The sequence below is a fragment of the Nocardia pneumoniae NBRC 100136 genome, assembly GCF_000308755.1.
Lineage (GTDB): Bacteria > Actinomycetota > Actinomycetes > Mycobacteriales > Mycobacteriaceae > Nocardia > Nocardia pneumoniae.
In genome coordinates, this window is sequence record NZ_BAGF01000059.1 from 59,155 (window position 1) to 82,305 (window position 23,151).

Consider the following 23,151-nt stretch of genomic DNA (forward strand, 5'->3'; position numbering starts at 1 on the left):
CGTGTCTCCTGTGCTCGGGGAACGGGTGATCGGTCCGGACAGCGCCGGCCGGGCGATCACAGCGACAGCCTGCGCCCTCCCGCTAAAGAACAACTCGACTCCTCGGCTCGAGCGAGGTTCGAGGACCGGCCCCGATGCTTGGTCGCACGATCGAAGGGAGATAACGCCATGAACACCCACGCATCCGGTGGTGCGCGATGAGCCGCCGCGTTGTCGTCACCGGACTCGGCGTCCGCGCGCCCGGTGGGTCGGGCAAGGACGAGTTCTGGAAGCTGCTGTCCGAAGGCCGCACCGCGACGCGCCGGATTTCGTTCTTCGACGCCTCACCGTACCGGTCCCAGGTCGCGGGCGAGGCGGATTTCGACCCCGTGCGGGAGGGATTGTCGCCCAGGGAGATCCGGCGCATGGACCGTGCGGTGCAGTTCGCCGTGGTCTGCGCGCGGGAGGCGGTGGCCGACAGCGGCCTCGACCTCGCGACGGTCGATCCGTACCGGCTCGGCGTGAGTCTCGGCAGTGCGGTGGCCGCGGCCACCAGCCTGGAGCGCGAATACCTGGTGCTGTCGGACTCCGGAAAGAACTGGCTGGTCGACGAGTCGTATCTCTCGCCGCACATGTTCGACTACATGGTGCCCAGCGTGATGCCCGCGGAAGTGGCCTGGAGCGTGGGCGCCGAGGGGCCCGTGGCGATGGTCTCCAACGGCTGCACGTCGGGACTGGACTCGGTCGGCCACGCGGTGCAGCTGATCCGCGAAGGCTCCGCCGACGTCATGCTGGCGGGCGCGTCGGACACTCCGATCACCCCGATCGTGGTGGCCTGCTTCGACGCGATCAAGGCGACCACGCCGCGCAACGACGAGGCGGAAGTCGCCTCCCGGCCGTTCGACAACTCCCGCAACGGTTTCGTGCTCGCCGAAGGCGCCGCGATGTTCGTGCTCGAGGAGTACGAGAGCGCCCGCAAGCGCGGCGCGCACATCTACGCCGAGATCTCCGGGTACGCGACCAGGTGCAACGCCTATCACATGACCGGACTGAAGGCCGACGGCCGGGAGATGGCCGAGGCGATCCGGGTCGCGCTGGACGAATCCAGGATCGACCCGACCGCCGTGCACTACATCAACGCGCACGGCTCCGGGACCAGGCAGAACGACCGGCACGAAACCGCGGCGGTGAAGCGCAGTCTCGGCGCGCACGCCTACGCCACGCCGATGAGCTCGATCAAGTCGATGGTCGGGCACTCGCTCGGCGCGATCGGCTCGGTCGAGATCGCCGCGTCGCTGCTGGCGCTGGAGTACCAGGTGGTGCCGCCGACGGCCAACCTGCACGAGCCGGACCCGGAATGCGATCTCGACTACGTGCCCTTGGTCGCCCGCGACCACCGGATGGACACGGTGCTCACCGTGGGCAGCGGGTTCGGCGGATTCCAGAGCGCGATGGTGCTGCGCAAGGCGGAGGCGGTGGCGGCATGATCCTCGTGACCGGAATGGGGGTGCTCGCGCCGAACGGCATGGGCGTGGAGCGCTTCTGGGATGCCGTGCTGTCCGGGCGCGGCGGGATCGCCCCGCTCACCCGGTTCGACGCCAGCCGCTCGGCGGCGCGCCTCGCCGGGCAGGTGGCCGATTTCGACGCGGCCGATCATCTGCCGAGCAGGCTGCTGCCGCAGACCGATGTCTCGACCCGGATGGCCTTGGTCGCCGCGCAGTGGGCGCTGGACGACGCCAAGGTCGACACCGCGACGATGACCGACTACGACATGGGTGTGGTGACCGGAAACGCCTCCGGCGGATTCGAATTCACCCACCGCGAGTTCAACAAGCTGTGGTCGCTGGGCTCCGAGCATGTCAGCGTGTACGAATCGTTCGCCTGGTTCTACGCGGTCAACACCGGCCAGATCTCGATCCGGCACGGCATGCGCGGGCCGAGCAGCGCGCTGGTCGCCGAGCAGGCGGGCGGGCTGGACGCGATCGGGCACGCCAGGCGCACCGTGCGGCGCGGCACGCCGCTGGTGGTCACCGGCGGTGTCGATTCGGCGCTGGACCCGTGGGGTTGGGCGTCGCATCTGGCCAGCGGTTCGGTCAGCACGTCCACCGATCCCGAGCGCGCGTACCTGCCGTTCGACATCGGCGCCGCCGGGTACGTGCCCGGCGAGGGCGGCGCGATGCTGGTCGTCGAGGACGCCGCCGCGGCGCGGGCCCGCGGCGTGCCCAAGGTGCACGGCGAAATCGCCGGATACGCCTCGACTTTCGATCCGCCACCCGGTTCGGGGCGGCCGTCGGGTCTGCGCCGGGCCGCCGAACTCGCCCTGGCCGACGCCGGAATGACACCCGGCGACATCGATGTGGTGTTCGCCGACGCGTCCGGCATCCCGGATCGCGACCGCGACGAGGCCGCGGCCATCGAGGCGATCTTCGGGCCCGGCGGCGTTCCGGTCACCGCGTCGAAACCCCTGACCGGACGACTGTTCTCCGGCGGTGGCCCGCTCGACATCGTCACCGCGCTGCTGTCGGTGCGCGATTCGGTGATCCCGCCGACCGCGTACACCACCACGCTCGCCGAGGACTACCGGATCGACCTGGTTCTCGGCGCCCCGCGCTCCGCCACCGTCGGCGGCGCGCTCGTCCTCGCCCGCGGGCGCTGGGGTTTCAACTCCGCGGTCGTCGTGCGTGCCGTGTCCGATCGAGTACTTCCCGGGAGCGAATCATGACCATGACCATCACCGAACTACGCCGCATTCTCGTGGAATGCGCCGGCGGCGAGGACCTCGCCGAACTCGACGGCGACATCGCCGCCGTGGAATTCGAGGAACTGGGCTACGACTCGCTCGCGCTCATCGAGACCGCGGCGCGGATCCAGCGCGACTTCGGCGTGACGATCCCGGAAGAGCAGCTCGTCGAGGTCAAGACGCCGCAGGAGCTGGTCGACATCGTGAACGCCCAACTGCAAGGCGTGGCATCGTGAACCAGCGGGTGATGAGCCACTCGAAGGTGGTGCAGGCCGCGCCGGAGGTCGTCTACGACCTGGTCGCCGACGTGACCCGCTGGCCGGTGATCTTCGCGCCCAGCGTGCTGGTGCGCCACCTGCACCGCGGCCAGGACGAGGAGCGGTTCCGGCTGTGGGCCACCGTCAACGGGGCGGTGAAGAACTGGACATCGCGGCGCGTGCTGGACGCCGAGCAGCGCCGCATCGCCTTCGAGCAGGAGCGCAGCCAGGCGCCGATCGCGTCCATGGGCGGCGCCTGGTCGTTCCGCGAGGTCGGCCCCGGCACGACGAAAGTCACGCTGGATCACCACTTCACGGTGGTGGACGGCGCCGACCCCGAGCAGATCGCCGCGGCGGTCGACCGCAACAGCGAGACCGAGCTCGCGGCGCTGGCACGCATCGCGGAGCTGGGCCACCCGGTCGAGGAGGTCGTCCACAGCTTCGAAGACACGGTGACGCTGCACTGCTCGGCCGCCGAGGTGTACGACTTCGTCTATCACAGCGAGCGGTGGCCCGAGCACGTCCCGCACGTCAGCCGGATCGAGCTCACCGAGGACGACGACGGTGTGCAGCTGATGGAGATGGACACGGTCACCGCGGGCGGCATCCCGCACACCACCAAGTCGGTGCGGGTGTGCTTCCCCGGTGAGCGGATCGACTACAAGCAGCTGCTGCCACCGGCGATGCTCTTCGGGCACAGCGGCGCGTGGGAGTTCACGGAGGGACCGGACGGCGCGGTGGTCACCGCACGCCACACCGTCGCGATCAACCCCGACGCCGCCCGCGAAATACTCGGCGCTGACACCGATCTCGCCGACGCCCGCGCCTATCTGACCGAAGCGTTGTCCACCAACAGCCGCAATACGCTGCTGTGCGCGGTGCGCTACGCCGAGACGAAGTCACCGACATGACGGCGACCGAAACCTCCGCGGCGCCCACCGCAACCGAGATCGCCGACGGCGTCTACGCCTACACCCACAGCCGCGGCGGCTGGTGTGTGAGCAACGCCGGTGTGCTGGTCGGCCCGGACGGCGCGGTGGTGATCGACACGCTGGCGACCGAAGGACGCACCCGCGCCTTGGTCGAGTTCGTCGACGGGCTGGGCGCGGGCCCGGCCCGCACGGTGGTGAACACCCACCACCACGGTGACCACAATTTCGGCAACCACCTGTTCGGGCCGACCGCCGTCGTCATCGGCCACGACCGGATCCGGCCGGAGATGGTCGAAACCGGTCTGGCGCTGACGAAGCTGTGGCCGGACGTGGACTGGGGTGACGTGCGAGTCACGTTGCCGGGCATCACATTCAGCGACAACCTGACGCTGCACGTGGGCGAACGGCGGGTCGAGCTCATCCATCTCGGTCCCGCCGCGCACACCACCAACGACGTGGTGGCCTGGCTGCCCGAGCAGCGCGTCCTGTTCGCCGGGGACTTGGTGATGTCGGGCGCGGCGCCGTTCTGCCTGATGGGGTCGGTCAGCGGGTCGATCGCCGCGGTGCGGCGGCTGGTCGAGCTCGGCGCCGAGACGGTCGTCGCCGGGCATGGTCCGGTGACCGGCCCGGAGATCTTCGAGCAGACATTGCGGTATCTGCGATGGGTGCAGGATCTGGCGGCGGAGGGACGCACGCTGGGTTTGACGCCGCTGGCTATCGCGCTGGAGGCCGAGCACGGCGAGTTCGCCGAGCTGGTCGACCAGGAACGGCTGGTCGGCAACCTGTACCGGGCGGACGCCGAACTGTCCGGCGGCCCGCTCGGCGAACCGCTGGACGTGCTGTCCATCTTCGACGAGATGGTGCTCTACAACGGCGGGAAGGTACCGGCATGCCTGGCGTGAGAACCGAGTCGGTACGGGTCTGCGTGATCGGCGGCGGACCCGCCGGACTGATGACGGGTCTGCTGCTGGCCCGTTCCGGCGTGGACGTGCTCGTACTGGAGAAGCATCCGGACTTCCTGCGCGATTTCCGGGGCGACACCGTGCACACCTCGACGCTGCTGGCGATGGACGAACTCGGCTTGGCCGAGGAGTTTCTCGCGCTGCCACACGTCGAGGCGCCGCAGCTGCCGATGGCGACCGCGACCGGTCCGGTGGTGTTCGCCGACTTCAGCGCGCTGCCGGGGCGTTTCCCGTTCGTGGCGTTCATGCCGCAGTGGGACGTATTGAACTTCCTGGCCGAGGCGGGCCGCCGCTACCCCGGGTTCCGGTTGGTGCAGCAGGCGGAGGTCACGGAGGTGATCCAGCGCGACGGCGTGGTGGTCGGGATCCGTGGCGAGACCCCCGACGGATCGCTCGAGGTCACCGCTGATCTCGTGATCGCCGCCGACGGACGCCACTCGATCGTGCGCCGGTCGGGTCTGCTGGAGGTGGCCGCCAGCGCGGCACCGATGGACGTGCTGTGGTTTCGGGTGAGCAAACCGGAGGGTGAACGCCTGCCCACGGTCCGCAGCGGAAAAGGGTTCTTCATCGTCTGCATCGACCGCGGAGACTATCTCCAGGTCGCGTACATGATCCCGAAGGGCGGCTTCGCGACGATCCGGGAGGCGGGGCTGGCGCGGTTCCGCGCGGATCTCGCCGCCATCTATCCCGTACTCGCGCCGCACTTGGACGCCGAGATCCGGGACTGGGACGACGTGAAACCGCTCGACGTCCGGGTGGATCGGCTGCGCCGCTGGTACCGCCCCGGACTGATCGCGATCGGGGACGCGGCGCACGCGATGTCTCCGGCGGGTGGCGTCGGGATCAACCTCGCAGTGCAGGACGCCATCGCCGCCGCCCGGCTGCTGGCGCCGATCCTCACTACGGGCGCCACCCCGACTACGGCCGCGCTGCGAACCATCCAGCGCCGCCGCGAACTCCCCATGCGCGTCGTGCAGTTCGCGCAACTGCACCTGCTGTCCGATCTCTACCCCAGCGCCGGTCGCCCCGGCACCGACAAACCGCTGCTCGTCCGTCTGCTCCGGCGTTTCCCCCGCCTGCCCCGCCTGGTGGCCCGGGTGATCGGACTCGGCATCCGGCCCGAGCCCGTCCCTCCGGCAACCGGAACCGTCACAGCCCTCACGAACTCCAGGGAGAACTGATCGTGTCGACCTACCTGCTCGTCCACGGCGCCTTCCACGGCGGATGGGTCTGGCAGCGGGTCACCCCGCTGCTCGAGGACGCCGGACACCGCGTCCTCGCCCCCTCGCTCGTCGGTCTCGGCGACCGCGCCCACCTGCTCACCGCCGACGTCGGCCTCGACACCCATGTCCGAGACTCGATCGACCTGGTCACCTCCGAGGACCTCACCGATGTCGTCCTGGTCGGCCACAGCTACGCCGCCATCGTCGTCACCGCGCTGGCCGACGCCGTACCGGACCGCATCGCCGAACTCGTCTACATCGATACCTTCGTCCCCCGCGACGGCGAAGCGGTCGCCGACATCATGCCCGGCATGGTGGAGGCCTTCACCGCAGCGGCCGCCGCCCACGGCGACGGCTGGCGCGTGCCGCCGCAAACCGAACCCATGGACGACGGCGGCCTCTACGGCGTCACCGAGGAACCCGACCTCAGCTGGCTGGCATCGATGCAGACGCCGCAGTCCCTGAAAACTTTCCAGCAGCCGATGAAACTGACGAATCCCGAAGCGCTGGCGTCTATTCCAGTGTCACACGTCTACTGCAGCGAGGGCGGCGAGGCCTTCAAAGCCATGCGCATTTCTATGCCGCGCACTCTCCCGCCCACCGAACTCCCACCGGACCGCCTGCTCGTCCTTCCGACCGGCCACGACTGCATGATCACCATGCCGCGCGAACTGGCCGCGCATCTCCTCGCATTGGCACCTCGCCCGGCAGCCGCACCATAGGCCTGCTCCTGCGTCGCCTCTTCCGAAAGCCCGATTGCTGCACAACGTCTTCCGACTGCACGGACGCGGCAAGCAGCGATCAGTGGTAGGCCATGGCCGCGGGGCGATTATCCGCGCATGGCGCGAGAGGTACCCGGTAGCAGGGTGGTGACGGTTGCCGTCAGCCAAACAAGCTGGGCTATGCCGATCCAGGTGAAGTGCTCGGCGGCAGCGCCCAGGTCGACCAGCCGGATCAGACCGTAGACGTAATAGAGGCTCACCAGTGCGCCGATGCCTGCCAGGATCCATCGGGCAAATCCCAGCCGGACCACCAACAGGATCGTGAACACGGCCGAGACGCCGCCGACAATGATGGTCACGTACACCGCGAAATCCAGAGAGCCGGTTGTGTACTCGACGAGCGCCGCGCCGATGAGAGCGTCCAGCATGGACCCGTTGTGCAGGTAGGGGCCATCCCAACCGGGAACAACAGCCAAACCGGAAACGACGAGAACGGCGCACAGCAGGACGCACAACATGAACAATCCGCCCGACACATACGCCATGGCCGGGCTCGGCGACCGCTGCGGATACGGACGCGGCTGAGGGTACGGCCACGGCTGCCCGGTGTTGGGGTAATAGGGTGGCTGGCCGCCGGGCCATGGCGCCTGCTGCGGCCCCCAGTTCGGCGGGTGGTACGGGTTGGACACTTGAATTCCCCTCGGTGCGGCAGCACCAGCCACAATAACCGAACCCGCTCGAGTGGCAGCGGCCGCGAAACCGGTTGGCCTGCCCGTTATTCCGCTCGTCAGGGCTTGCTTCCAGCGATTACGGGACCTGCGCCGCACGTGGTCGATCCATATTCGACGGCGTTGCAGGACCTCAGTGCCGGAGAGCTGGCCGGTTTGCGACCCGCCACTCAGCTCGAGTCCCCACCCGCGTCGTAGGCGGCGCGTGCCGCGAGGACCTCGCCGAGGTGCCTGCTGGACCATTCCACGATGCTGCTGAACACCGGGGTCAGTGTCTTGGCCAGGGGCGTCGCCTCGTACTCGACCCGTGGCGGGACTTCGGCGTGGTAGGTCCGCGAGACCAACCCGTCGCGTTCGAGTTGACGTAGGCGCTGGGTGAGGACCTTGGGGGTGAGACCGGGGATGCGCTGCTGGAGTTCGGTGAAACGGAGACGGCCGTCGTGGGTGAGAACCCACAGGACCTGGGTCGACCAGCGGCCGAAGACCAGATCGATGACCGGCGTGATCGGGCACGGGTCGATGTCGGGCACGGTCGTCATGCGTCCTCCCGGTTAGTCACTTTCCGCTTGGTTACTACTATACTTTGGAAAGTACTGTGGTTCCAGGGACGCGAGCACGCGAAAACCGAAGGGAGCACAGTCATGACGACGACAACAGTGGACGGGCGACTCGACCTGCCGCGCCGCTCCGGCGACCGGCCGCGGACCCGCGAGCACAACCCGCATCAGCAGCTCAGTCAGATCGCACCGCCGGAGCTGCAAGAGGAGCTGTGGTCCCGGATGACCACGCTGGATGGCGTCCTGCTCGGCCGCAGCGGCGTCTCGCTGCCCGATACCCGCGCCCTGCACCTGCGGCCGGTGCTGGCCCAGGGGCCCGGCGAGGCTTATCTCGCGGGCACCGAGTTCGCCCACCTGCACGGACACGGCGATGGCAGCTTGCACCTGTGCCTGCCGAAAGACGTGGTGACGCAGACTGTCCAGCAGGGCTGGGCGGAATTGCACCCGATGGCCAGGCAGGGGTTCCTGCCCGGGACGCTGGTGATGGTGTACGGACCGCGCGACCACGAGGAACTGGACGTCATCTGGCGGCTGGTCCGGATCAGTCACCGCTTCGCCCGCGGTCGGGCTACAGCGTGATTAGAGCGTCGGCCGCCATCGTTGGGCCCATGAACGCTACCGATCTGGTCGGGACATGGGAACTGGTGTCCTACTTCGACATCGACGAGAACGACATGACCAGCCAGGGACCGCTGGGAGACGCGCCACGCGGCCTGCTGATCTACGGCGCGCACGGCTACATGTCGGTGAGCATGATGCGCACGGACGGCGCCGCCGGCGCGACGCCGTTCATGGGCTACGCGGGCACCTGGCGGCGATCCGGCACGCAGGTGGTGCACGCGATCAGCGTGTGTTCCAACCCGGCGTGGGCGGACACCGAACAGGTGCGCCAGATGTCGCTGACCGGAGACGTGCTCAGACTGATCGGCTCCGCACAGGTCGGCGGGCGGACCCAACGCCGGGTGCTCACCTGGCGACGCAGCCGCCCGCCTGCCTGAAATCCACCGTCATTCCGGAGAATACGAGAACAAGGGTTCGTCGAATTGCACCGGTTCGTTGTCTTCCTTGAGTATCCCGGTGATCACGCCGCCGGTCTGGGCGGTCACCGGGATCATCAGCTTCATCGCCTCCACGATGGCGATCTGCTGTCCGGCCCGCACCCGGTCGCCGACCTCGACGAAGGGGTCCGCGCCCGGCTCGGGGCAGCGATAGAACACGCCCACACTCGGTGCGCGCACCACCGCGCCGATGGCCGGGCTCTCCGGCGCCGCAACGGGTTCCACCGGGGCTTCGGTGACGGTCGCGGGTATGGACGGCGTCGCGACGGCCTGCCACTCGGCCTCCACGGTCACCTCCCCCACCTGGAAGCGCAGCGCGCTCGGCTGCCGCGGGAAACCGGCGAGCAATTGCAGCGCACCCGTCTGTATGGCGTCCAGGACCCGGAGGTAATCGTCGTGCCCGGTGGCGCGGGCTTCGGCGTTCTCGTCGAGTGCGGTCATTGCCGTGACTCCTTCCGCTCAGTAATTGCCGAGTCCGCCACAGACATTCAGCGCCTGTGCCGTCACCGCGCCCGCGCCGGGGCCGATCAGGTAGTCGACCATCGCCGCCACCTCGAACGGCTGCACGTAACGACCGATGGGCACCCGCGCGCTGACCCGGGCGTGCACCTCGTCGGTGTCGACACCCCACAGGCCGGAATACACTTCGCGCACCCGCTCGGCCATCGGCGTCTCCACGAATCCGGGGCACACCGCGTTCACGGTGATCCCGGTCTTGGCCAGCTCCAAGCCGAGCGCCTTGGTGAAACCGACCACGCCGTGCTTGGACGCGGAGTACGGGGCGCCGTGCACCACGCCCTGCTTGCCGCCGGTGGAGGCGATGTTGATGATGCGGCCGCTGCCGCGCTCCAGCATTCCGCCCGCGTTCAGCACCGCCTTCGTCATCAGGAAGACGCTGTTGAGATTGGTGTTGATCACGTCGAACCACAGTTCGTCGGTCACCTGCGCGGTGACGCCGCCGCCGCTGCGACCGGCGTTGTTGATCAGGATGTCGATCGGGCCGTAGCGCCGCACGCCCGCGTCGACGTACTCGCGGACCTGCGCGGCGTCGGCCACGTCGCAGACGGTGCCGTCCACCTCGAGGCCCTCGTCCTGCAGGCTCTTCACCGTGTCGGTCACCCGCTGCTGGTCGCGAGCGCAGAGGAACACCGCAATGCCCTGGGCCGCCAGGCTTTTGGTGATCTCCAGGCCCATTCCGCTGGTCGCTCCGGTGACCAGCGCGACGCGCCGATTTTCCGCCATGACTCCTCCATCGGTCGATCTTCCGAACTCGCCGGGCTTTTCGACCACCAGGGTCGTCGCGCGTCCTATAGATCCGGTCAACCGACGGCCGCGGGCTGCGGCTCGACCGATGCTCTAGCGGCGTCGGCCACCGTGGCGTGCAGCCGCGCCCCGCCGCAACCCTAGGGAGCAACCATGACCACTGTCGCAAGCCGCACCGAGTTGTACGCCGAGGTCCAGCAGTTCTACGCCGAGCAGATGCAGCGGCTGGACAACCGCGACATCCCCGGCTACGCCGAGACCTTCACCGAGGACGCGGAATTCGAGCACTCGCCGGGGATTCCGCCCGCCCGCACCAGGGCGGGCATCATCGCGGACCTGGTCGAGTTCCACAAGCGCTTCGAGACCGACCCGATGCAGCGCAGGCACTGGTTCAACATGATCAACCTGCAACCCCAAGACGACGGGACCATCGTGTCCACCGCCTACTGCCTGGTGGTGAAGATCCGCCCGAACAGCAAGCCCGAGATCGCGCCGAGCTGCGTCGTGCACGACGTGCTCGTCCGCGTCGACGGAGCGCTGCTGACCCGATCGCGGCGCGTCGTCCACGACTGACCGTCCCCGAAACACTCTTCGAGGAGAAATTACGTGAACTCCGTTCAGCCAGTCTTGCTCACGCTCGCCGCCGAGGCCCAGGATCTGCTCTTCCGCGAGGCCCGCACGGCGAATACCTTCACCGACGAGCCGGTCACCGACGAGCAGATCCGCGCGATCTACGAATTGGTGAAGTACGGGCCAACCTCGATGAACCAGCAGCCGCTGCGGATCGTGCTGGTGCGCAGCCAGGAGGCGCGGGACCGGCTGGTCACCCACATGATCGACAACAACAAGCCGAAGACGGCCGCCGCGCCGCTGTCGGCGATCCTCGCCGCTGACCTGAATTTCCACGACAACTTGCCCAAGGTGTTCCCACACGCGCCCGAGGCCAAGGACTACTTCGCCGATGCGGACTACCGGGCCGAGTCGGCGCGGTTCAATGCCCTGATCCAGATCGGCTACTTCATCCTGGGTATCCGCGCGGCGGGGCTGGCGGCGGGCCCGATGAACGGGTTCGACGGCGCGGGGCTGGACAAGGACTTCTTCCCCGAGGGCGACCACACCGGTCTCGTCGTAGTCAATATCGGCAAGCCGGGCCCGAACGCCTGGTTCCCGCGCTCGCCGCGATTGGACTACGACGAGGTGGTCAACACGATCTAGCCGGTCGGGGTCCGAGTCGTCGATGCCCGCGAGAACAACTCACGGGCATCGTCGCCCCCGCACCACCCGGCGAAACCGTCTGGTTCACACGCCGCTGAGTTGGGGCGTCGATTCGGTGAAGCGTGCGCGCCGAGCGCCGAGGGCCAGCAGCCCGACCGCGATCCAGGCGAGCACCCAGGGGGCTGGCTCGAGCATCACGGCGCCGACCACGGACCAGACGCCCAGCGTCCAGGCGATGAACGACGGCGGCACGATACCGCGGCGATCCAGCCACAGGACGACCATGCCGAGCACGATCAGCGGCACGCCGAAACTGCCCGTGGTCAGCCAGAACGAACCCATGGCCGAACTCATCTCGGTGATCCCCTCCTCCGGTTGCCACAGCTCGGCGCTGAACCACGAATCCCCGTGCTCCGACGCCGTCAAGACGTAACTGCCCAGCGTGTGCCCGAATCCGAGCAACACGAGAAGGCCACCTGCCCACTTGATCATGTGCGATCCACCCATCCATTACGGAACTATTAGTTTCGATACTGATGGTTCCGTATAGTAGGAGCGTGCCGAAACCGAAACAAGGCGTGGGCCGTCCCCGCAACAGTGAGGTGGATCTCGCCCTCGTCCGGGCCACCCGAGAGCTGCTGGCCGAGCGCGGCTACGCCGGACTCACCGTCGACGCGGTGGCGGCGCGGGCCGGTATCGGCAAGGCCGCGATCTACCGCCGGTACGCGACCAAGCAGGAAATGATCTTCTCCGTCGTGGTGCACGACATGCGGGAGCAACCGCCGCCCGACGCAGGCTCTCTGCGTGCCGATTTGGCCGCGGTGGCCCGCGTCATCGCCGCCCAACTCGGCCGCGCCCCGACCGATGTTCTCGCCGGTCTGCTCGCCGACATCTACGCCGACGACGCGCTGGCGACCCGCTTCGCCGAGACCTTCCTCGAACGCGAACGACTCGTCCTCACCGAGGTGCTCAACCGCGCGGTCACCCGCGGCGAACTGCCCAGCCTCCCCGACCCGACCACCGTCCAGGCACTCCTCCTCGGCCCGATCTTCGCCTGGCTCCTGATCCTGGACGGCGACCGCGACAAACTCCCCACCCTCACCCACTCCGTCGCCGAAGCCACCGCCAGCGCACTGCTGTCCGAGACCTCCGGCTAGCTCGACAGGAGCCAGTACACCACCGACGAGGACTGTCTCGACTGCCCATGCGCATGGCACGGTTGGGCGGTGGGGCTTCTGCCATTGCCATGGGCGCGGCCGCTCGGTTCTGGCCGGTTCAGCGATGGGCGGGCTGGAAGATGTCGGACAGTGGAGTGCTGGAGGTTGGGGCGGCGCCTTCTTCGGCGAACCATTCCCAGTGGATGATACGAGCGAGGAGTGGGGTGGGCGTGTGGAGTAGCGCGCGTGCGATGGTGGCGAAGCGGCTGGAGCCCTCGATGATCGAGCGGTGGGCGGACAGTGCGGTTTTGCGTTGGGCCGCAAAGCGACTCACGTCGATGCGGTGGGTGATTTCCGAGCGCGGGCTGTACAAGGTGGTGAGGGCGGCCGGGTCGTAGCGCAGCGGAATACGGAATCGTTCGAGTAAACGCGCTGGGCGCGTGAAGTTTTCGCGCGGCAACGTGGCGTCGAGGACGCGCGACACCCCGGCCAGTTGGGCCGCGCGTTTGCCGACCTCGTGTACGCGCACGTGATCGCGGTGTCCGTAGCCGCCGTTGCGGTCGTAGCTGAGTAGGACGTCGGGATTCTCCTCGTGCAGGATCGCGGCCAACCGCTGGGCCGCCTCCTCGGGATCCGCGCGCACGAAGCGCACCCGATCCGGCGGGTCCGCGTACAGCACAGCGCCGTGACCGCTGTCGGCATAACCCAGGTGCACCACCCTGGCCGCGCCCAATGCCGCGGCGCTGTCCTCCAATTCGCCGAGCCGCACGGCTTTCCGGCCATCCAGATCGCCCATGTGACCGTCGGTCGCCACCACGATCACCGTCCGGTGCCCGGCGGCGGCCAGTTCCGCCAGTGTTCCTCCGGTCAGCAGCGTCTCGTCGTCCGGATGCGCGTGGAATGCCACAACGGTCGCCATCGCCCCAGTGTGCCAGCGACGCCCACGACTCCGCCTCGCTGGCGCTCGCGAGTGCACGCTGCGCTTCCAGCTCGCTTACAACAGGTCCCTGGCCAGCTTGGTGGCGCCGACGAGCATGTAGCCGCCGGTCAACGCGACCATCGCGATAGCGGCCGGGCGGGGGACGTCACCGCGTGCCACGCGCACACCCCCATGGGTGGTGTCCAGAATGTCCACCATCAGGGCGAGGCGCTGCCAGCGTGGCAATTCCTCTTGCGGCGCGGTCAGGTAGCCGAGGCCGAGCGCGACCGCTCTGGCACCGAATATCCGCGTCATGTAGTCGAGTTCGGGTGTGGGAAGCACGCCCAGCGCCCTGGTCAGTGCGCGCGGCGCCACGAGAGCGGCCGTGCCGAGTGCGACGCGACCGACCGCGAGGCCGCGCAGCGCGCCGGCCAGCGGGGAGCGGGACTGCCGGATGATGTTCGTCGCCATGTCCCGAGCCTGGCCGAAAACACCGATCGGGTCGATTACCCGCGAGGTAATCGACCCGGAACTCGGGCAACCCTCGTCCACTCGCCCGAGCGCCGCGGTGCGATCACCAGAGGAGCAGAATGAGTGCCTTCTGCAGGGTGTCCAGAATGCGGCCGATGGTGATCGCTATTTCGACGGTGCCCATAACGAGCCCCTTTCCTCGGGGTGGCAAATCCTCGACTCATCAATTCAAGCTCGGCCGAACGAGATTCGGAAGCTCCCGCGGTGTCCCAGTTCGATACGCGGTTCCAGGCAGGTGGTGCGCAGGTGAGACGGCGGTTGCCCAGACCTCCGAGCACGCCGAGTCGGTCCGATCAAGCACGCCCACATCACATTCCGGCGACATCGATGATCGGTGCCGGATAGTCCGCCGGATCGACCTGTTCGCGCCACGGCCGGTGCACGCGAGCGCCGGGCAGATGAGCCAGCTCGGGAATCCAGCGGCGCACGTACGCGCCGTCCGCGTCGTAGCGCGCGGCCTGGCGTAGCGGGTTGAGCACTCGATTCGGCCTGGTGTCCGTGCCGGTGCCCGCGATCCACTGCCAGTTGAGCTGGTTGTTCGCCAGGTCGCCGTCGACCAGCCAGCGCAGGAAGTGCTCCGCGCCGACGCGCCAGTCCACATACAGCGACTTGGTCAGGAAGCTGGCGGCGATCAGCCTGGCCCGGCCCGGCATCCAGCCCTCCGCACGCAGCTGCCGCATCCCGGCGTCCACGATCGGATACCCGGTGCGCCCGTCCCGCCACGCCTCCACGGCCCGCGGATCGTCGCACCAGCGGATCGAGCGGTCGCGGTAGTCCGACCACGCCGCGGCCGGGCGGGCGGCCAGCAACTGGTGGTGGAAGTCGCGCCAGGCCAGCTGCCGGGCGAACGCGAGCCCGCCTTCGGTGGACATATCCACCCGGTGGACGAGTTCCACCGGGGACACGCAGCCGAAGTGCAGATACGGCGACAGCCGCGAGGTGGCGTCGGCGCCGAGGTCGTCGCTCAGACCCGCGTAGTCCTCGATCGGTCCCGACAACCAGTCCCGCATGATTTTTCGTCCCGTCGGTTCCCCGCCGACGGCCAGCCGCGGCGAGACCGGTCCCGGGCACAGTTCACCCGCGTCCGGCAACGGGACGCTTTCCACCCATGGCAGCCTGAGCTCGCGTGGTTTGCCGAGTGGTGTGCGCCGGTGCGCCATGGACCAGCGCCGGAAGTACGGGGTGAAGACGGCGAAATGGTCGCGTCCGGTGGCGGGCACGAGCGCCTCCGGATCGGTGCTGGTGATACTCGCGGTGTGGGTGCGCAGCAGACAATTCCGTCGTGCCAGGCGCTCGCGCAGCGCGCGTTCCCTACGTTGGCTGTAACCGCTGACATCCGCGGCGATGTGCACACTGTGCGCGTGCACCTGCGCGGCCATCCGGTCCACCTCCGCGATCACCTCGCCACGGCGCAACACCAGCCTGCCGCCGATTGCCCGCAGTCCCGCATCCAGCTCGGCGAGTGCGGCGGTCAGGAATCCAGCCCGGTTCGGCGCGGCGAAGCGGCCGGAGATGATGGCATCGTCGAGCACGAACAGCGGCACCACCGCAGCGGCGCCCTCCCGGTGCGCGGCCGTCAGCACGGGGTTGTCACGGACCCGCAGGTCGCGGGTGAACAGCGCGATCGTGACGGTCATTGGAGGCAATTCTCCGAGCGGCTCTCGCGAGCGCCGAGCAATCGGATCACCGCACACACAGCGGGACGATGCGCAAGTCGCCACCCGTCGTCGGTGAGGTCAGGTACAGGCACGGATTCTGGCCCGCCGCCGTGATAGCCGCGAGCACCTCCCGCCACGCTCCCTCCTCCAGTGCGGCCGAGCGGGCCAGTACGAACCCGGACACCCGGCTCGGATCGGTGACCACCGCCCACGAATAATCCGGGCCGAGCGCGGTGACGATGTAGTTGGTCGGCCCTTCCAAGCGGTCCTGGGTCGGCACACCGGGGAAGCTGACGTGCAGCTGGGCCCCGGTCTCCCGATCGTTCACCACAGCCGTGCCGTTGATCTCATTGAGCGTGTTCGTCCAGGTGACGCAGGAGTTGCGCACGGCGATATTGCCCTGTGGGTCGAGCGAGTAGTTCGCTTGCGTGTCCCGCGCGCAGACCAGGTTGAAGTACTGCGGGACGGCAGCGAGTTGACGCCACGTACCCGAGTACCGCTCCACATCCAGCCGCGGCACCGGCGCGGGCCCGGTGACCTGGGCGGGCATCGGCGCCGCGGCAACCCCGCCAGCTGCCATAGTCACTGTGGCCGCCGCCGCGGCTATTCCCACCCACAGGCGGGTGGGCGAGCTCAGCATCCAACTGTGGGTCATGCCAACTCCTCGTAATCGGCGACTCTCTTCAGGATATAACGATGCATAATTGATGCAAGCTGTTTCGAGCACCCAGAGGTCATCGCGGTCACGATCGGCTGGGACCTGGCGTGGCCCCGATCTCACCGCGCCCCGACGAAAGTGATGCCGTGCCCAAGCCAACCCCCGAGCGCCATCCGGATGAGGCGGATCCCGCCGACGACCGCAACGATGGGGCGACACCCGCAGGTTCCGCTCCACTGTCCGATGCGGTCGGATACACGGTGCGCGCGGTCGCCGAACGCCTCGGCATCCCGACCGCGACGCTGCGCAGCTGGAACCGTCGCTACGACATCGGGCCGCCGCAAGACCGTCCGGGCCGGCACCGCCTGTACACCGAAGCCGATATCGCCATGCTCGAGCGGATGCTCGCCCTGATCCGCGCGGGCGTGAGCCCGGCGGGAGCGGCGGCGACGGTGCGCGGGCCCGCGCCTGAGCTCGGCCAGCCCGCGCCGCTGCTGGCCGCGGCGTTCGCGCTGGACGTCAGATCGGTGTCCGATCAGCTCGAGGCGCATGTGCGCGCTTTCGGCGTGGTGGACACCTGGGATCTGCTGTGCCGTCCCGCGTTCGCCGACATCGTCGAGCGCCAGCTCGGCGGCGAGCGATGCATCGATGTCGAGCATCTGCTGTCCTGGTGCGTCATCTTGGTGCTGCACCGCACAAATCCACCACCGGCGCCGGCCGGACCGGCGCCGGTGGTGCTGGCCTGCACCAGCGGCGAGACACATTCCCTTCCGCTGGAGGTGCTGCGCGCGACCCTCGCCGAACGGGGCAGCGCGGCGCACATGCTGGGCGCCGACGTGCCCACCGCCGCGCTCTGCGACACCCTGGCCCGGATCGACCGGCCCGCCGCCGTGCTGCTGTGGTCGCAGCAGGAGTCGACCGCGTTGACCTCCGCGGTGCGCGCCTGCCTGGACGCGGGCGCCCGGGTCATGGTCGGCGGACCCGGGTGGGAGACGGCATTCCTGCCGGAGAGCGTGGAGCGGGTGGGCAACCTGCGAGACGCCGCCGATCGACTCGCCGCACCGCCTTATTCCTCAGCCAAGAATTGATTCATATTCGATGCATGGACGCGCCAGCTGGAGTCAGCCTGCACACCTGCCCAGCAAATGACGCAAGGCCGATTCCAGGGCAGGCGCGCGAAATCGGTGGCCGACCTCCACCAAGCGGGTCGGCGCGACACGTTGGCTCGCGGACGCCAGCTCCCGGTTGCCTTCGCGGCCGAGCAGCAGTGCGGGTCCGAAGCGGGGTACCGGGAGCAGCGCGGGACGGTGCAACACCCCGGCCAGCACTGTGGTGTATTCGGCGTTGCGAACCGGTTGCGGCGCAACGGCGTTGACCGCCCCGGTCAGCGTGGTATCCCATAACGCGCGGTAATAGATGTCGATCAGGTCGTCGATCCCGATCCACGACAGCCACTGTCGGCCGTCGCCGATGGGCCCGCCGAGGCCCGCCGTGAACAGCGGCCGCAGTAACCGCAGCGTGCCGCCGCGCGGGGACTGCACGATCCCGGTGCGCACGCGCACTACGCGGACACCCGATTCGGTGGCGGGAGCCGATGCGGCTTCCCACTTCTCCACCAGGTCGGCGAGGAAGCCGTCACCGCGGATCGCGCGCTCGGTCAGCGTTTCGTCGCCCCGATCGCAGCCGTAGTAGCCGATCGCGGAGGCGCTGACGAAGACCGGCACCCGTGCCCGCGCCGCGACCTCGGATAGTTTGCGGGTCGGCTCGATCCGGCTGTCGGCTACGGCCCGTTTGTGCCGCTCGGTGAACCGTCCGGCGATCGACGCTCCAGCCAGGTGCACCACCGCGTCCACGTCGTCGAGCAGATCCGGCGCAGGATCGGGGGGATCCCAGTGTCTTTCGTCCGCGGCCCGGGCCGGGTGACGGACCAACCGCACGACGCGGTGCCCTCCGGTGGTCAGGAAGGCGGTCAGCGCCGAACCGACCAGGCCGGACGACCCGGTCACCGCGATGGTCTTGGACACGAAACCCGCCCGCGCCGCCCACGCGTGTGCGGCCAGATCGTCGGCGAGCTGACGATGCCGATAGGCGAACATGGGGCGCAGCACCGTGGCGGGCACCGGCGCGTCCACCTGATCCACCACGCGGGTGTGCCGCTCGTCCACGACCTCGAAGTCGTGGGTGTGCCGCCAGGGCAGCAGCCCCGCTGGCAGCGAGCCGATTCCGTCGACGGTGACCTCGTCGACGAACCGGTGCGGCGGGTCGTACTCCCTGGGATCGTGCCGAGCTACCCAGCGCAGCCCACCGGGCAGGCCGAGCACCGCCTGTCCGTCGGAGAGCGAATCGGATTCGGCGCGCGGCGACACCGGCTGCCAGGGCGGGGCCAGCCGGGTGAGCGCGCCGGGGCGGGCGTGCCAGGCGAACACCTCGGACCGAGGGAGATCGATGACGCTCGCATACTCGATGCCCATATCGCGACTGTAGTGCGAAACCAACCGAACGCAGCGTTTGCTAACCGTTTGCTGTTTCGAAAACTTTCCAAACCGTAATAGACGGTCTATATCCGATTCGTCCGATACGAGGGCAGCGACCCGAAGTCCGGCGTGGCCGAAATAGAACCTGTTCTACTATGGATCGAGTCCCGGCCGACCAATGGAGGTACCGCCATGCCGCTGGATCCCTCGCTCGCGGCGCTGCTGACGACCGTCGAGGCATCACCGCGTGCGGTCGCCGCGCACGACAGGGCGGCCTGGGTCGACCTGTTCACCGAGGACGCCGAGATCGACGACCCGGTCGGCTCGCGCCCGCACATCGGCCGCGCCGCCATCGAACGCTTCTACGACACCTTCATCGGGCCGAACACCATCACCTTCCACGTCGACCGAGACCTCCTGCACCCGCCGACGGTGCTGCGCGACCTGACCATCGAGACCACGATGTCGACCGGCGCCACCGTCTTCGTCCCGATGCACCTGCGCTATCGGCTGGTCGAGCGGGATGGCGGCTGGCAGATCGCCCACCTGGCCGCGCACTGGGAGCTGGGGAGCATGATCCGGCGACTGCTGCGCACCGGATCACCCGGAATCGCCGCCGCGCTGAAGCTCGGTCCGCAGTTGCTGGTCAACCAGGGCTTCGGCGGAATGCTCGGGCTCATGCGCGCGCTCGGCGGCGTCGGCCGCGGCGGAAAGCGTGCCACGACACGAGTGTTCGCCGCGGCGGCGAGCACCGACCTGGCCCGGGTCCGCGAGCTGCTCGGAAATCGGGCGGACATCGAATTGCCCGTAGGGACACCCGTCTCGGCGGAAGAATTCACCAATCGGGCGCGGAATATGCGCTGGAGCAAAGTGATCGCGGCAGGCCGCACGGTCACGGCGAGCGTCCGGCTGGGCAACGCACCCGGGGTCGCGGTGGTGGAGTTCGCAACGGATAGCAATCGCATAGCAACCATCCGTTTCCATCTCGCCGCCGTCTGATCTCAGCGATCAGGAGACGGATCGTCGGCGCTCGCCTGTGTGCGGTCCCGCCGCCGCACCCACTCACGTACGGCCGGGCAGCCGCCTTCGTACGCGGTGGCTCGAGGCGCTCAGGGGGTCAACTGCGCGGCTTCGGCACGGTCATCGGCTCGATCCGAAATCTCGACGCGATCGCGCGCCGAGCGGGGATGCTCGGTCCAACCGGGCGGGCCGAACACGTACCCGAGCCGCCCGCGCCATGTGGTGGCGCCGCGTACGTCGCGGACCAGTCCGGCGAGCTCGTGGTAGTTGACCTTCAGCGGATTGTCGGTGCCGATGTTCGTGGTGAGGCCGTACCGGATGGGCTCGGATTCGGCGGCGAAGCTGCCGAACATGCGGTCCCAGATGATGAAGACACCGCCGTAGTTCTTGTCGATGTAAGGCTGGTTGGAGCCGTGGTGGACACGGTGATGCGCCGGTGTGTTGAACAGGAACTCGATCGGGCGCGGCAGCGTCTTGACGCGCTGGGTGTGGATCGGGAACTGGTAGAGCAGGCCGATGCTCTGCAACAGGAAGATCATCCAGGCCGGGAACCCGAGCAGAGCCGCGGGCACCCACGCCACCCCGCGCAGGGTGCTGGCCACCGGGTGCAGCCAGGGCAGCCGGAGCGCGGTGGAGAGATTGAAGTACTCGCTGGAGTGGTGCACGCTGTGCGCGGTCCACAGCAGGCGGACCCGATGGTCGGCGCGGTGCGCCCAGTAGTAGCAGAAGTCCGTCACGACCAGGCCGAGTGCCCAGACCCACCACGATCGCGGCGAGAGGTGCAGCGGTGTGACCGCCGCGGCGGCGACCACGGCCGAGAACGGCAGCAAATACTGCAGCAATGGTTTGGCCAACCGGCTCAGGGTGAAGGTCACCACGTTGGATGCGGTGTCGCGGGCCGAGCCGCTGCTGTCCGGTCGGTCGGGATCGCGCCGGTAGGCGATCCACTCCACGAACATCAGCACCGCGAACGCCGGAATGGCCCAGACGAACAACTCCACACGGCCCATGAGTTCTCCTTCACCGTCTGCCGTCGGTCTCGACGCTACGGGCGCCCGCACGCACGAACATCGCGCCGACGAGTGATTCCGCCTCCCCCGCGTGGGGGACGCGGACGGCCCGGATCGCGGGCACCCTGGACATTCGGCAAACGCGGAAGGGCCGGGCCGGCTCGCTAGGATCGCCCGCGAAACCCGACGGGACCAGAGACGGAGGCGGTGGCGAACTGGTGGACGTGAGCAGATCGCTGGCCCGCCAGTCGCTGGTGGTCGCCGTGGTCGCCGCACTCGTCGACGCGGTGGTGCTCGGGCTGTCCGGCGTGTTCGCCGTCGCCCCGTGGCAGACTGCCGCCGCCATCGCCGTGGTCGTCGCCGCCGACCTGGCCTTGGCCGCGCCGCCCCGGACGGCCGGTTTGGTGGCCGTGGCGCAGGTGCTGGTGCGGTTGCTCGCCGTACTGCTGCTGTATCGGTACGGGTTCGCCGTCCGGTTCGCCGACGTGGGATTCCTGGTGGCGGGATATCGCGCTGGGGCGTGGCTGTCCGGTCCGAAATCCGCGCTGACCATGCTCGTCCTGTGCTGTGGCGTCGCCTCGGCGCATCTGTTCACCGACAGCGCCGCGGCGCACGACTGGCGGCTGCTGCTCGCGTCCACCGTGGCCGCCGGATGCGTGCCGTGGCTCGTCGGCCGCTACACAGCCGCGCGCGGCGCCTACATCGCCGACCTCGAGCAGCGCGCCCGGCTGCGCCACCAGGAGCACCGGGCCGCGCTGGAGCGCGCCGTGACCGAGGAGCGGGCCGCGATCGCGCGCGACCTGCATGATGTGATCTCCCATCACGTCAGCGCGATCGGCATCCATGCGGGCGCGGCGCGGCTGGCGCTGGGCGGCGCGGCGAGCCCGGCGGCCAGGAAATCGCTGGCGGCCGTGGAGTCCAGCAGCAGGGCGGCGATGACCGACCTGCGCCGCCAGCTCGATCTGTTGCACGGACGCGAGGACGAGGGACAGCGCCAGCCGGGACTCGCGGAGATCGACGGCCTGATCGAGCACGTGCGCGAAGCCGGGTTGGAGGTCGAGGTGACGGTGTGTGGCACCCCCGTCGGCCTACCGGAGTCGCTGAATCTCACGATGTACCGCATCGTGCAGGAGATGCTGACCAACGCGCTGCGCCACGGCGACGGAACGCGGGCGCGACTGGAGGTGGAGTACCTCCCGAAGCGGGTGGTGCTGCGGGCGACCAATCCCCTTCCCCAGGTACCGGCCCCCGCCGACACCTCGGTCCCGCGTGGTCTCAACGGCATCCGCCGCCGCGTGGAGCTGTTCGACGGCGAACTGGACTACGGCCGTACTGCCGATCACTGGCACACCACGGTCTCCATGCCGATCGGAGGATCGTGAACACGCCCATCCGCGTCTTGATCGCCGACGACCACAGCATGTTCCGCTCCGGTCTGCGCGTCGTCGTCGACAGCCAGGACGATCTGGACTGCGTAGCCGAGGTGAGCGACGGGCGCGCCGCGATCACCGAGACCGCCCGCCTGCGACCGGATGTCGCGATCCTCGACGTCCGGATGCCGAAGCTGGACGGACTGGCCGCCACCGCCGCGATCGTCGCCGCGGGCGGCACCCACGTCCTGGTGCTCACCACCTACGACAGCGACGCCAATCTGTATCGCGCGTTGCAAGCGGGCGCGAGCGGGTTCCTGCTCAAAAGCCTGCCCCCGGAAGAGCTGGTCGCCGCGATTCGCATCGCGGCGCGCGGCGACGCGCTGATCGATCCCTCGATGACCCGCCGCCTGGTGTCGCGGTTCGCGGGCAGTCTCGCGCCGCCGCGCACACCACCGGAGGTGCGGCAGCTGACCGCCCGCGAGCTGGAGGTGCTGCTGCTGCTCGCCGACGCGCGCAGCAACGCCGAGATCGCCGCGATGCTCGGTGTCGGCGAAGAGACGGTGAAGACGCACGTCTCCCGCATTCTGGCGAAACTCGGCGTCCGCGACCGCATCCACGCGGTCGTCTATGCCCACCAGCACGGTCTGGTTTCCCCGGGATCGCCGCGCGCGGAGCGATCCCCCTGAGCCGGGCAACCGACCGGCGGGGTGGCGGC

General features: G+C 68.9%; 27 protein-coding genes. 16 read left to right on the forward strand and 11 right to left on the reverse strand.

Annotated features, from left to right (window positions below; translation table 11 throughout):
• The first annotated feature begins 197 nt into the window (after nucleotides 1-197).
• From ON34_RS19895 to ON34_RS19925, 7 genes are read left to right on the forward strand one after another with little or no spacing between them, the layout of a single operon-like run.
• A complete protein-coding gene (locus ON34_RS19895; protein ID WP_040781394.1) occupies nucleotides 198-1,466 on the forward strand; it encodes a beta-ketoacyl-[acyl-carrier-protein] synthase family protein in 1,269 nt (422 codons plus the stop codon).
• Nucleotides 1,463-2,701, forward strand: coding sequence for a ketosynthase chain-length factor (locus ON34_RS19900; protein WP_040781396.1), 1,239 nt, complete (start codon nucleotides 1,463-1,465; stop codon nucleotides 2,699-2,701). Before ON34_RS19895 ends, ON34_RS19900 begins: the two co-directional genes overlap by 4 nt.
• Entirely contained in the window at nucleotides 2,698-2,955 is a 258-nt protein-coding gene (locus ON34_RS19905) for an acyl carrier protein (protein ID WP_218003914.1), read from the forward strand. The genes ON34_RS19900 and ON34_RS19905 overlap by 4 nt, the downstream gene beginning before the upstream one ends.
• Nucleotides 2,952-3,887, forward strand: coding sequence for an aromatase/cyclase (locus ON34_RS19910; RefSeq protein WP_218003915.1), 936 nt, complete (start codon nucleotides 2,952-2,954; stop codon nucleotides 3,885-3,887). The genes ON34_RS19905 and ON34_RS19910 overlap by 4 nt, the downstream gene beginning before the upstream one ends.
• The gene (locus ON34_RS19915; protein WP_051022899.1) at nucleotides 3,884-4,810 is read left to right on the forward strand and encodes an MBL fold metallo-hydrolase; all 927 of its coding nucleotides are present in this window, start codon (nucleotides 3,884-3,886) and stop codon (nucleotides 4,808-4,810) included. The genes ON34_RS19910 and ON34_RS19915 overlap by 4 nt, the downstream gene beginning before the upstream one ends.
• Nucleotides 4,798-6,051: an FAD-dependent oxidoreductase gene (locus tag ON34_RS19920; RefSeq protein WP_051022888.1), complete on the forward strand. Its 1,254-nt coding sequence runs from the start codon at nucleotides 4,798-4,800 to the stop codon at nucleotides 6,049-6,051. The genes ON34_RS19915 and ON34_RS19920 overlap by 13 nt, the downstream gene beginning before the upstream one ends.
• Before the next feature lie 2 nt (nucleotides 6,052-6,053).
• On the forward strand, nucleotides 6,054-6,815 hold the full coding sequence (locus tag ON34_RS19925) for an alpha/beta hydrolase (RefSeq protein WP_040781403.1): 762 nt from the start codon (nucleotides 6,054-6,056) through the stop codon (nucleotides 6,813-6,815).
• A gap of 107 nt (nucleotides 6,816-6,922) precedes the next feature.
• On the opposite strand, the gene ON34_RS33680 is transcribed toward ON34_RS19925, so the two are convergent.
• Together ON34_RS33680 and ON34_RS19935 are read right to left on the reverse strand one after the other, a co-directional pair.
• A complete protein-coding gene (locus ON34_RS33680) occupies nucleotides 6,923-7,504 on the reverse strand; it encodes a hypothetical protein (protein WP_157172348.1) in 582 nt (193 codons plus the stop codon).
• A gap of 209 nt (nucleotides 7,505-7,713) precedes the next feature.
• Nucleotides 7,714-8,082 (reverse strand): winged helix-turn-helix transcriptional regulator, encoded by a 369-nt coding sequence (locus ON34_RS19935; protein ID WP_040781406.1) that lies wholly within the window; start codon nucleotides 8,080-8,082, stop codon nucleotides 7,714-7,716.
• Between the two features lie 102 nt (nucleotides 8,083-8,184).
• Between ON34_RS19935 and ON34_RS19940 the strand changes: the two genes are divergently transcribed.
• Entirely contained in the window at nucleotides 8,185-8,679 is a 495-nt protein-coding gene (locus ON34_RS19940) for a luciferase domain-containing protein (protein ID WP_051022890.1), read from the forward strand.
• A gap of 29 nt (nucleotides 8,680-8,708) precedes the next feature.
• Complete coding sequence (locus tag ON34_RS19945; protein ID WP_040781417.1) at nucleotides 8,709-9,098, forward strand: lipocalin-like domain-containing protein; 390 nt, start codon at nucleotides 8,709-8,711, stop codon at nucleotides 9,096-9,098.
• Between the two features lie 9 nt (nucleotides 9,099-9,107).
• Here the strand turns inward: ON34_RS19945 and ON34_RS19950 are convergent, their stop codons facing one another.
• Nucleotides 9,108-9,599, reverse strand: coding sequence for an acetyl-CoA carboxylase biotin carboxyl carrier protein (locus ON34_RS19950; protein WP_040781420.1), 492 nt, complete (start codon nucleotides 9,597-9,599; stop codon nucleotides 9,108-9,110).
• Between the two features lie 18 nt (nucleotides 9,600-9,617).
• Nucleotides 9,618-10,400, reverse strand: a complete 783-nt coding sequence (locus tag ON34_RS19955) for an SDR family NAD(P)-dependent oxidoreductase (protein WP_040781424.1) — start codon at nucleotides 10,398-10,400, stop codon at nucleotides 9,618-9,620.
• 174 nt (nucleotides 10,401-10,574) lie between these two features.
• On the opposite strand from ON34_RS19955, the gene ON34_RS19960 reads away from it, so the two are divergent.
• A complete protein-coding gene (locus ON34_RS19960; RefSeq protein ID WP_040781427.1) occupies nucleotides 10,575-10,994 on the forward strand; it encodes a nuclear transport factor 2 family protein in 420 nt (139 codons plus the stop codon).
• Between the two features lie 33 nt (nucleotides 10,995-11,027).
• Nucleotides 11,028-11,636 carry a malonic semialdehyde reductase gene (locus tag ON34_RS19965; protein ID WP_083889572.1) on the forward strand — a complete coding sequence of 203 codons (609 nt, stop codon included), beginning with the start codon at nucleotides 11,028-11,030 and terminating at the stop codon, nucleotides 11,634-11,636.
• An 84-nt stretch (nucleotides 11,637-11,720) separates the two neighbouring features.
• On the opposite strand, the gene ON34_RS19970 is transcribed toward ON34_RS19965, so the two are convergent.
• On the reverse strand, nucleotides 11,721-12,128 hold the full coding sequence (locus ON34_RS19970) for a DUF6463 family protein (RefSeq protein WP_040781539.1): 408 nt from the start codon (nucleotides 12,126-12,128) through the stop codon (nucleotides 11,721-11,723).
• A gap of 65 nt (nucleotides 12,129-12,193) precedes the next feature.
• Between ON34_RS19970 and ON34_RS19975 the strand changes: the two genes are divergently transcribed.
• On the forward strand, nucleotides 12,194-12,793 hold the full coding sequence (locus ON34_RS19975; RefSeq protein ID WP_218003916.1) for a TetR/AcrR family transcriptional regulator: 600 nt from the start codon (nucleotides 12,194-12,196) through the stop codon (nucleotides 12,791-12,793).
• Nucleotides 12,794-12,911: 118 nt separating this feature from the next.
• Here the strand turns inward: ON34_RS19975 and ON34_RS19980 are convergent, their stop codons facing one another.
• From ON34_RS19980 to ON34_RS19995, 4 genes are all read right to left on the reverse strand, one after another.
• Entirely contained in the window at nucleotides 12,912-13,712 is an 801-nt protein-coding gene (locus ON34_RS19980; protein ID WP_040781435.1) for a PIG-L deacetylase family protein, read from the reverse strand.
• Between the two features lie 75 nt (nucleotides 13,713-13,787).
• Nucleotides 13,788-14,183 (reverse strand): hypothetical protein, encoded by a 396-nt coding sequence (locus ON34_RS19985; protein WP_051022891.1) that lies wholly within the window; start codon nucleotides 14,181-14,183, stop codon nucleotides 13,788-13,790.
• Between the two features lie 368 nt (nucleotides 14,184-14,551).
• The gene (locus tag ON34_RS19990) at nucleotides 14,552-15,880 is read right to left on the reverse strand and encodes a cryptochrome/photolyase family protein (RefSeq protein WP_040781436.1); all 1,329 of its coding nucleotides are present in this window, start codon (nucleotides 15,878-15,880) and stop codon (nucleotides 14,552-14,554) included.
• A gap of 46 nt (nucleotides 15,881-15,926) precedes the next feature.
• A complete protein-coding gene (locus tag ON34_RS19995; RefSeq protein WP_245548105.1) occupies nucleotides 15,927-16,556 on the reverse strand; it encodes a lipocalin family protein in 630 nt (209 codons plus the stop codon).
• Nucleotides 16,557-16,795: 239 nt separating this feature from the next.
• Here ON34_RS19995 and ON34_RS20000 point away from each other — a divergent pair, with 239 nt between their 5' ends.
• Entirely contained in the window at nucleotides 16,796-17,647 is an 852-nt protein-coding gene (locus ON34_RS20000) for a MerR family transcriptional regulator (protein ID WP_040781544.1), read from the forward strand.
• Nucleotides 17,648-17,680: 33 nt separating this feature from the next.
• On the opposite strand, the gene ON34_RS20005 is transcribed toward ON34_RS20000, so the two are convergent.
• Nucleotides 17,681-19,030: a TIGR01777 family oxidoreductase gene (locus ON34_RS20005; protein WP_040781440.1), complete on the reverse strand. Its 1,350-nt coding sequence runs from the start codon at nucleotides 19,028-19,030 to the stop codon at nucleotides 17,681-17,683.
• Nucleotides 19,031-19,225: 195 nt separating this feature from the next.
• Between ON34_RS20005 and ON34_RS20010 the strand changes: the two genes are divergently transcribed.
• On the forward strand, nucleotides 19,226-20,032 hold the full coding sequence (locus ON34_RS20010; protein ID WP_040781442.1) for a nuclear transport factor 2 family protein: 807 nt from the start codon (nucleotides 19,226-19,228) through the stop codon (nucleotides 20,030-20,032).
• Between the two features lie 110 nt (nucleotides 20,033-20,142).
• Here the strand turns inward: ON34_RS20010 and ON34_RS20015 are convergent, their stop codons facing one another.
• The gene (locus ON34_RS20015; protein WP_051022892.1) at nucleotides 20,143-21,063 is read right to left on the reverse strand and encodes a sterol desaturase family protein; all 921 of its coding nucleotides are present in this window, start codon (nucleotides 21,061-21,063) and stop codon (nucleotides 20,143-20,145) included.
• 224 nt (nucleotides 21,064-21,287) lie between these two features.
• On the opposite strand from ON34_RS20015, the gene ON34_RS20020 reads away from it, so the two are divergent.
• Nucleotides 21,288-22,445 (forward strand): sensor histidine kinase, encoded by a 1,158-nt coding sequence (locus tag ON34_RS20020; RefSeq protein ID WP_245548106.1) that lies wholly within the window; start codon nucleotides 21,288-21,290, stop codon nucleotides 22,443-22,445.
• Nucleotides 22,442-23,122, forward strand: a complete 681-nt coding sequence (locus tag ON34_RS20025) for a response regulator (protein WP_083889573.1) — start codon at nucleotides 22,442-22,444, stop codon at nucleotides 23,120-23,122. Before ON34_RS20020 ends, ON34_RS20025 begins: the two co-directional genes overlap by 4 nt.
• Nucleotides 23,123-23,151: the final 29 nt, after the last annotated feature.

Bases quoted from the DNA above. Each gene is read 5' to 3' on its own strand.
- ON34_RS20005 (WP_040781440.1), bottom strand. From the start codon at position 19,030: ATGGGCATCGAGTATGCGAGCGTCATCGATCTCCCTCGGTCCGAGGTG.
- ON34_RS19960 (WP_040781427.1), top strand. From the start codon at position 10,575: ATGACCACTGTCGCAAGCCGCACCGAGTTGTACGCCGAGGTCCAGCAG.
- ON34_RS19955 (WP_040781424.1), bottom strand. From the start codon at position 10,400: ATGGCGGAAAATCGGCGCGTCGCGCTGGTCACCGGAGCGACCAGCGGA.
- ON34_RS19940 (WP_051022890.1), top strand. From the start codon at position 8,185: ATGACGACGACAACAGTGGACGGGCGACTCGACCTGCCGCGCCGCTCC.
- ON34_RS19920 (WP_051022888.1), top strand. From the start codon at position 4,798: ATGCCTGGCGTGAGAACCGAGTCGGTACGGGTCTGCGTGATCGGCGGC.
- ON34_RS19985 (WP_051022891.1), bottom strand. From the start codon at position 14,183: ATGGCGACGAACATCATCCGGCAGTCCCGCTCCCCGCTGGCCGGCGCG.
- ON34_RS19970 (WP_040781539.1), bottom strand. From the start codon at position 12,128: ATGATCAAGTGGGCAGGTGGCCTTCTCGTGTTGCTCGGATTCGGGCAC.
- ON34_RS20015 (WP_051022892.1), bottom strand. From the start codon at position 21,063: ATGGGCCGTGTGGAGTTGTTCGTCTGGGCCATTCCGGCGTTCGCGGTG.
- ON34_RS19950 (WP_040781420.1), bottom strand. From the start codon at position 9,599: ATGACCGCACTCGACGAGAACGCCGAAGCCCGCGCCACCGGGCACGAC.
- ON34_RS19980 (WP_040781435.1), bottom strand. From the start codon at position 13,712: ATGGCGACCGTTGTGGCATTCCACGCGCATCCGGACGACGAGACGCTG.
- ON34_RS19935 (WP_040781406.1), bottom strand. From the start codon at position 8,082: ATGACGACCGTGCCCGACATCGACCCGTGCCCGATCACGCCGGTCATC.
- ON34_RS19895 (WP_040781394.1), top strand. From the start codon at position 198: ATGAGCCGCCGCGTTGTCGTCACCGGACTCGGCGTCCGCGCGCCCGGT.
- ON34_RS20010 (WP_040781442.1), top strand. From the start codon at position 19,226: ATGCCGCTGGATCCCTCGCTCGCGGCGCTGCTGACGACCGTCGAGGCA.
- ON34_RS19905 (WP_218003914.1), top strand. From the start codon at position 2,698: ATGACCATGACCATCACCGAACTACGCCGCATTCTCGTGGAATGCGCC.
- ON34_RS19915 (WP_051022899.1), top strand. From the start codon at position 3,884: ATGACGGCGACCGAAACCTCCGCGGCGCCCACCGCAACCGAGATCGCC.
- ON34_RS19900 (WP_040781396.1), top strand. From the start codon at position 1,463: ATGATCCTCGTGACCGGAATGGGGGTGCTCGCGCCGAACGGCATGGGC.
- ON34_RS19990 (WP_040781436.1), bottom strand. From the start codon at position 15,880: ATGACCGTCACGATCGCGCTGTTCACCCGCGACCTGCGGGTCCGTGAC.
- ON34_RS19945 (WP_040781417.1), top strand. From the start codon at position 8,709: ATGAACGCTACCGATCTGGTCGGGACATGGGAACTGGTGTCCTACTTC.
- ON34_RS19995 (WP_245548105.1), bottom strand. From the start codon at position 16,556: ATGACCCACAGTTGGATGCTGAGCTCGCCCACCCGCCTGTGGGTGGGA.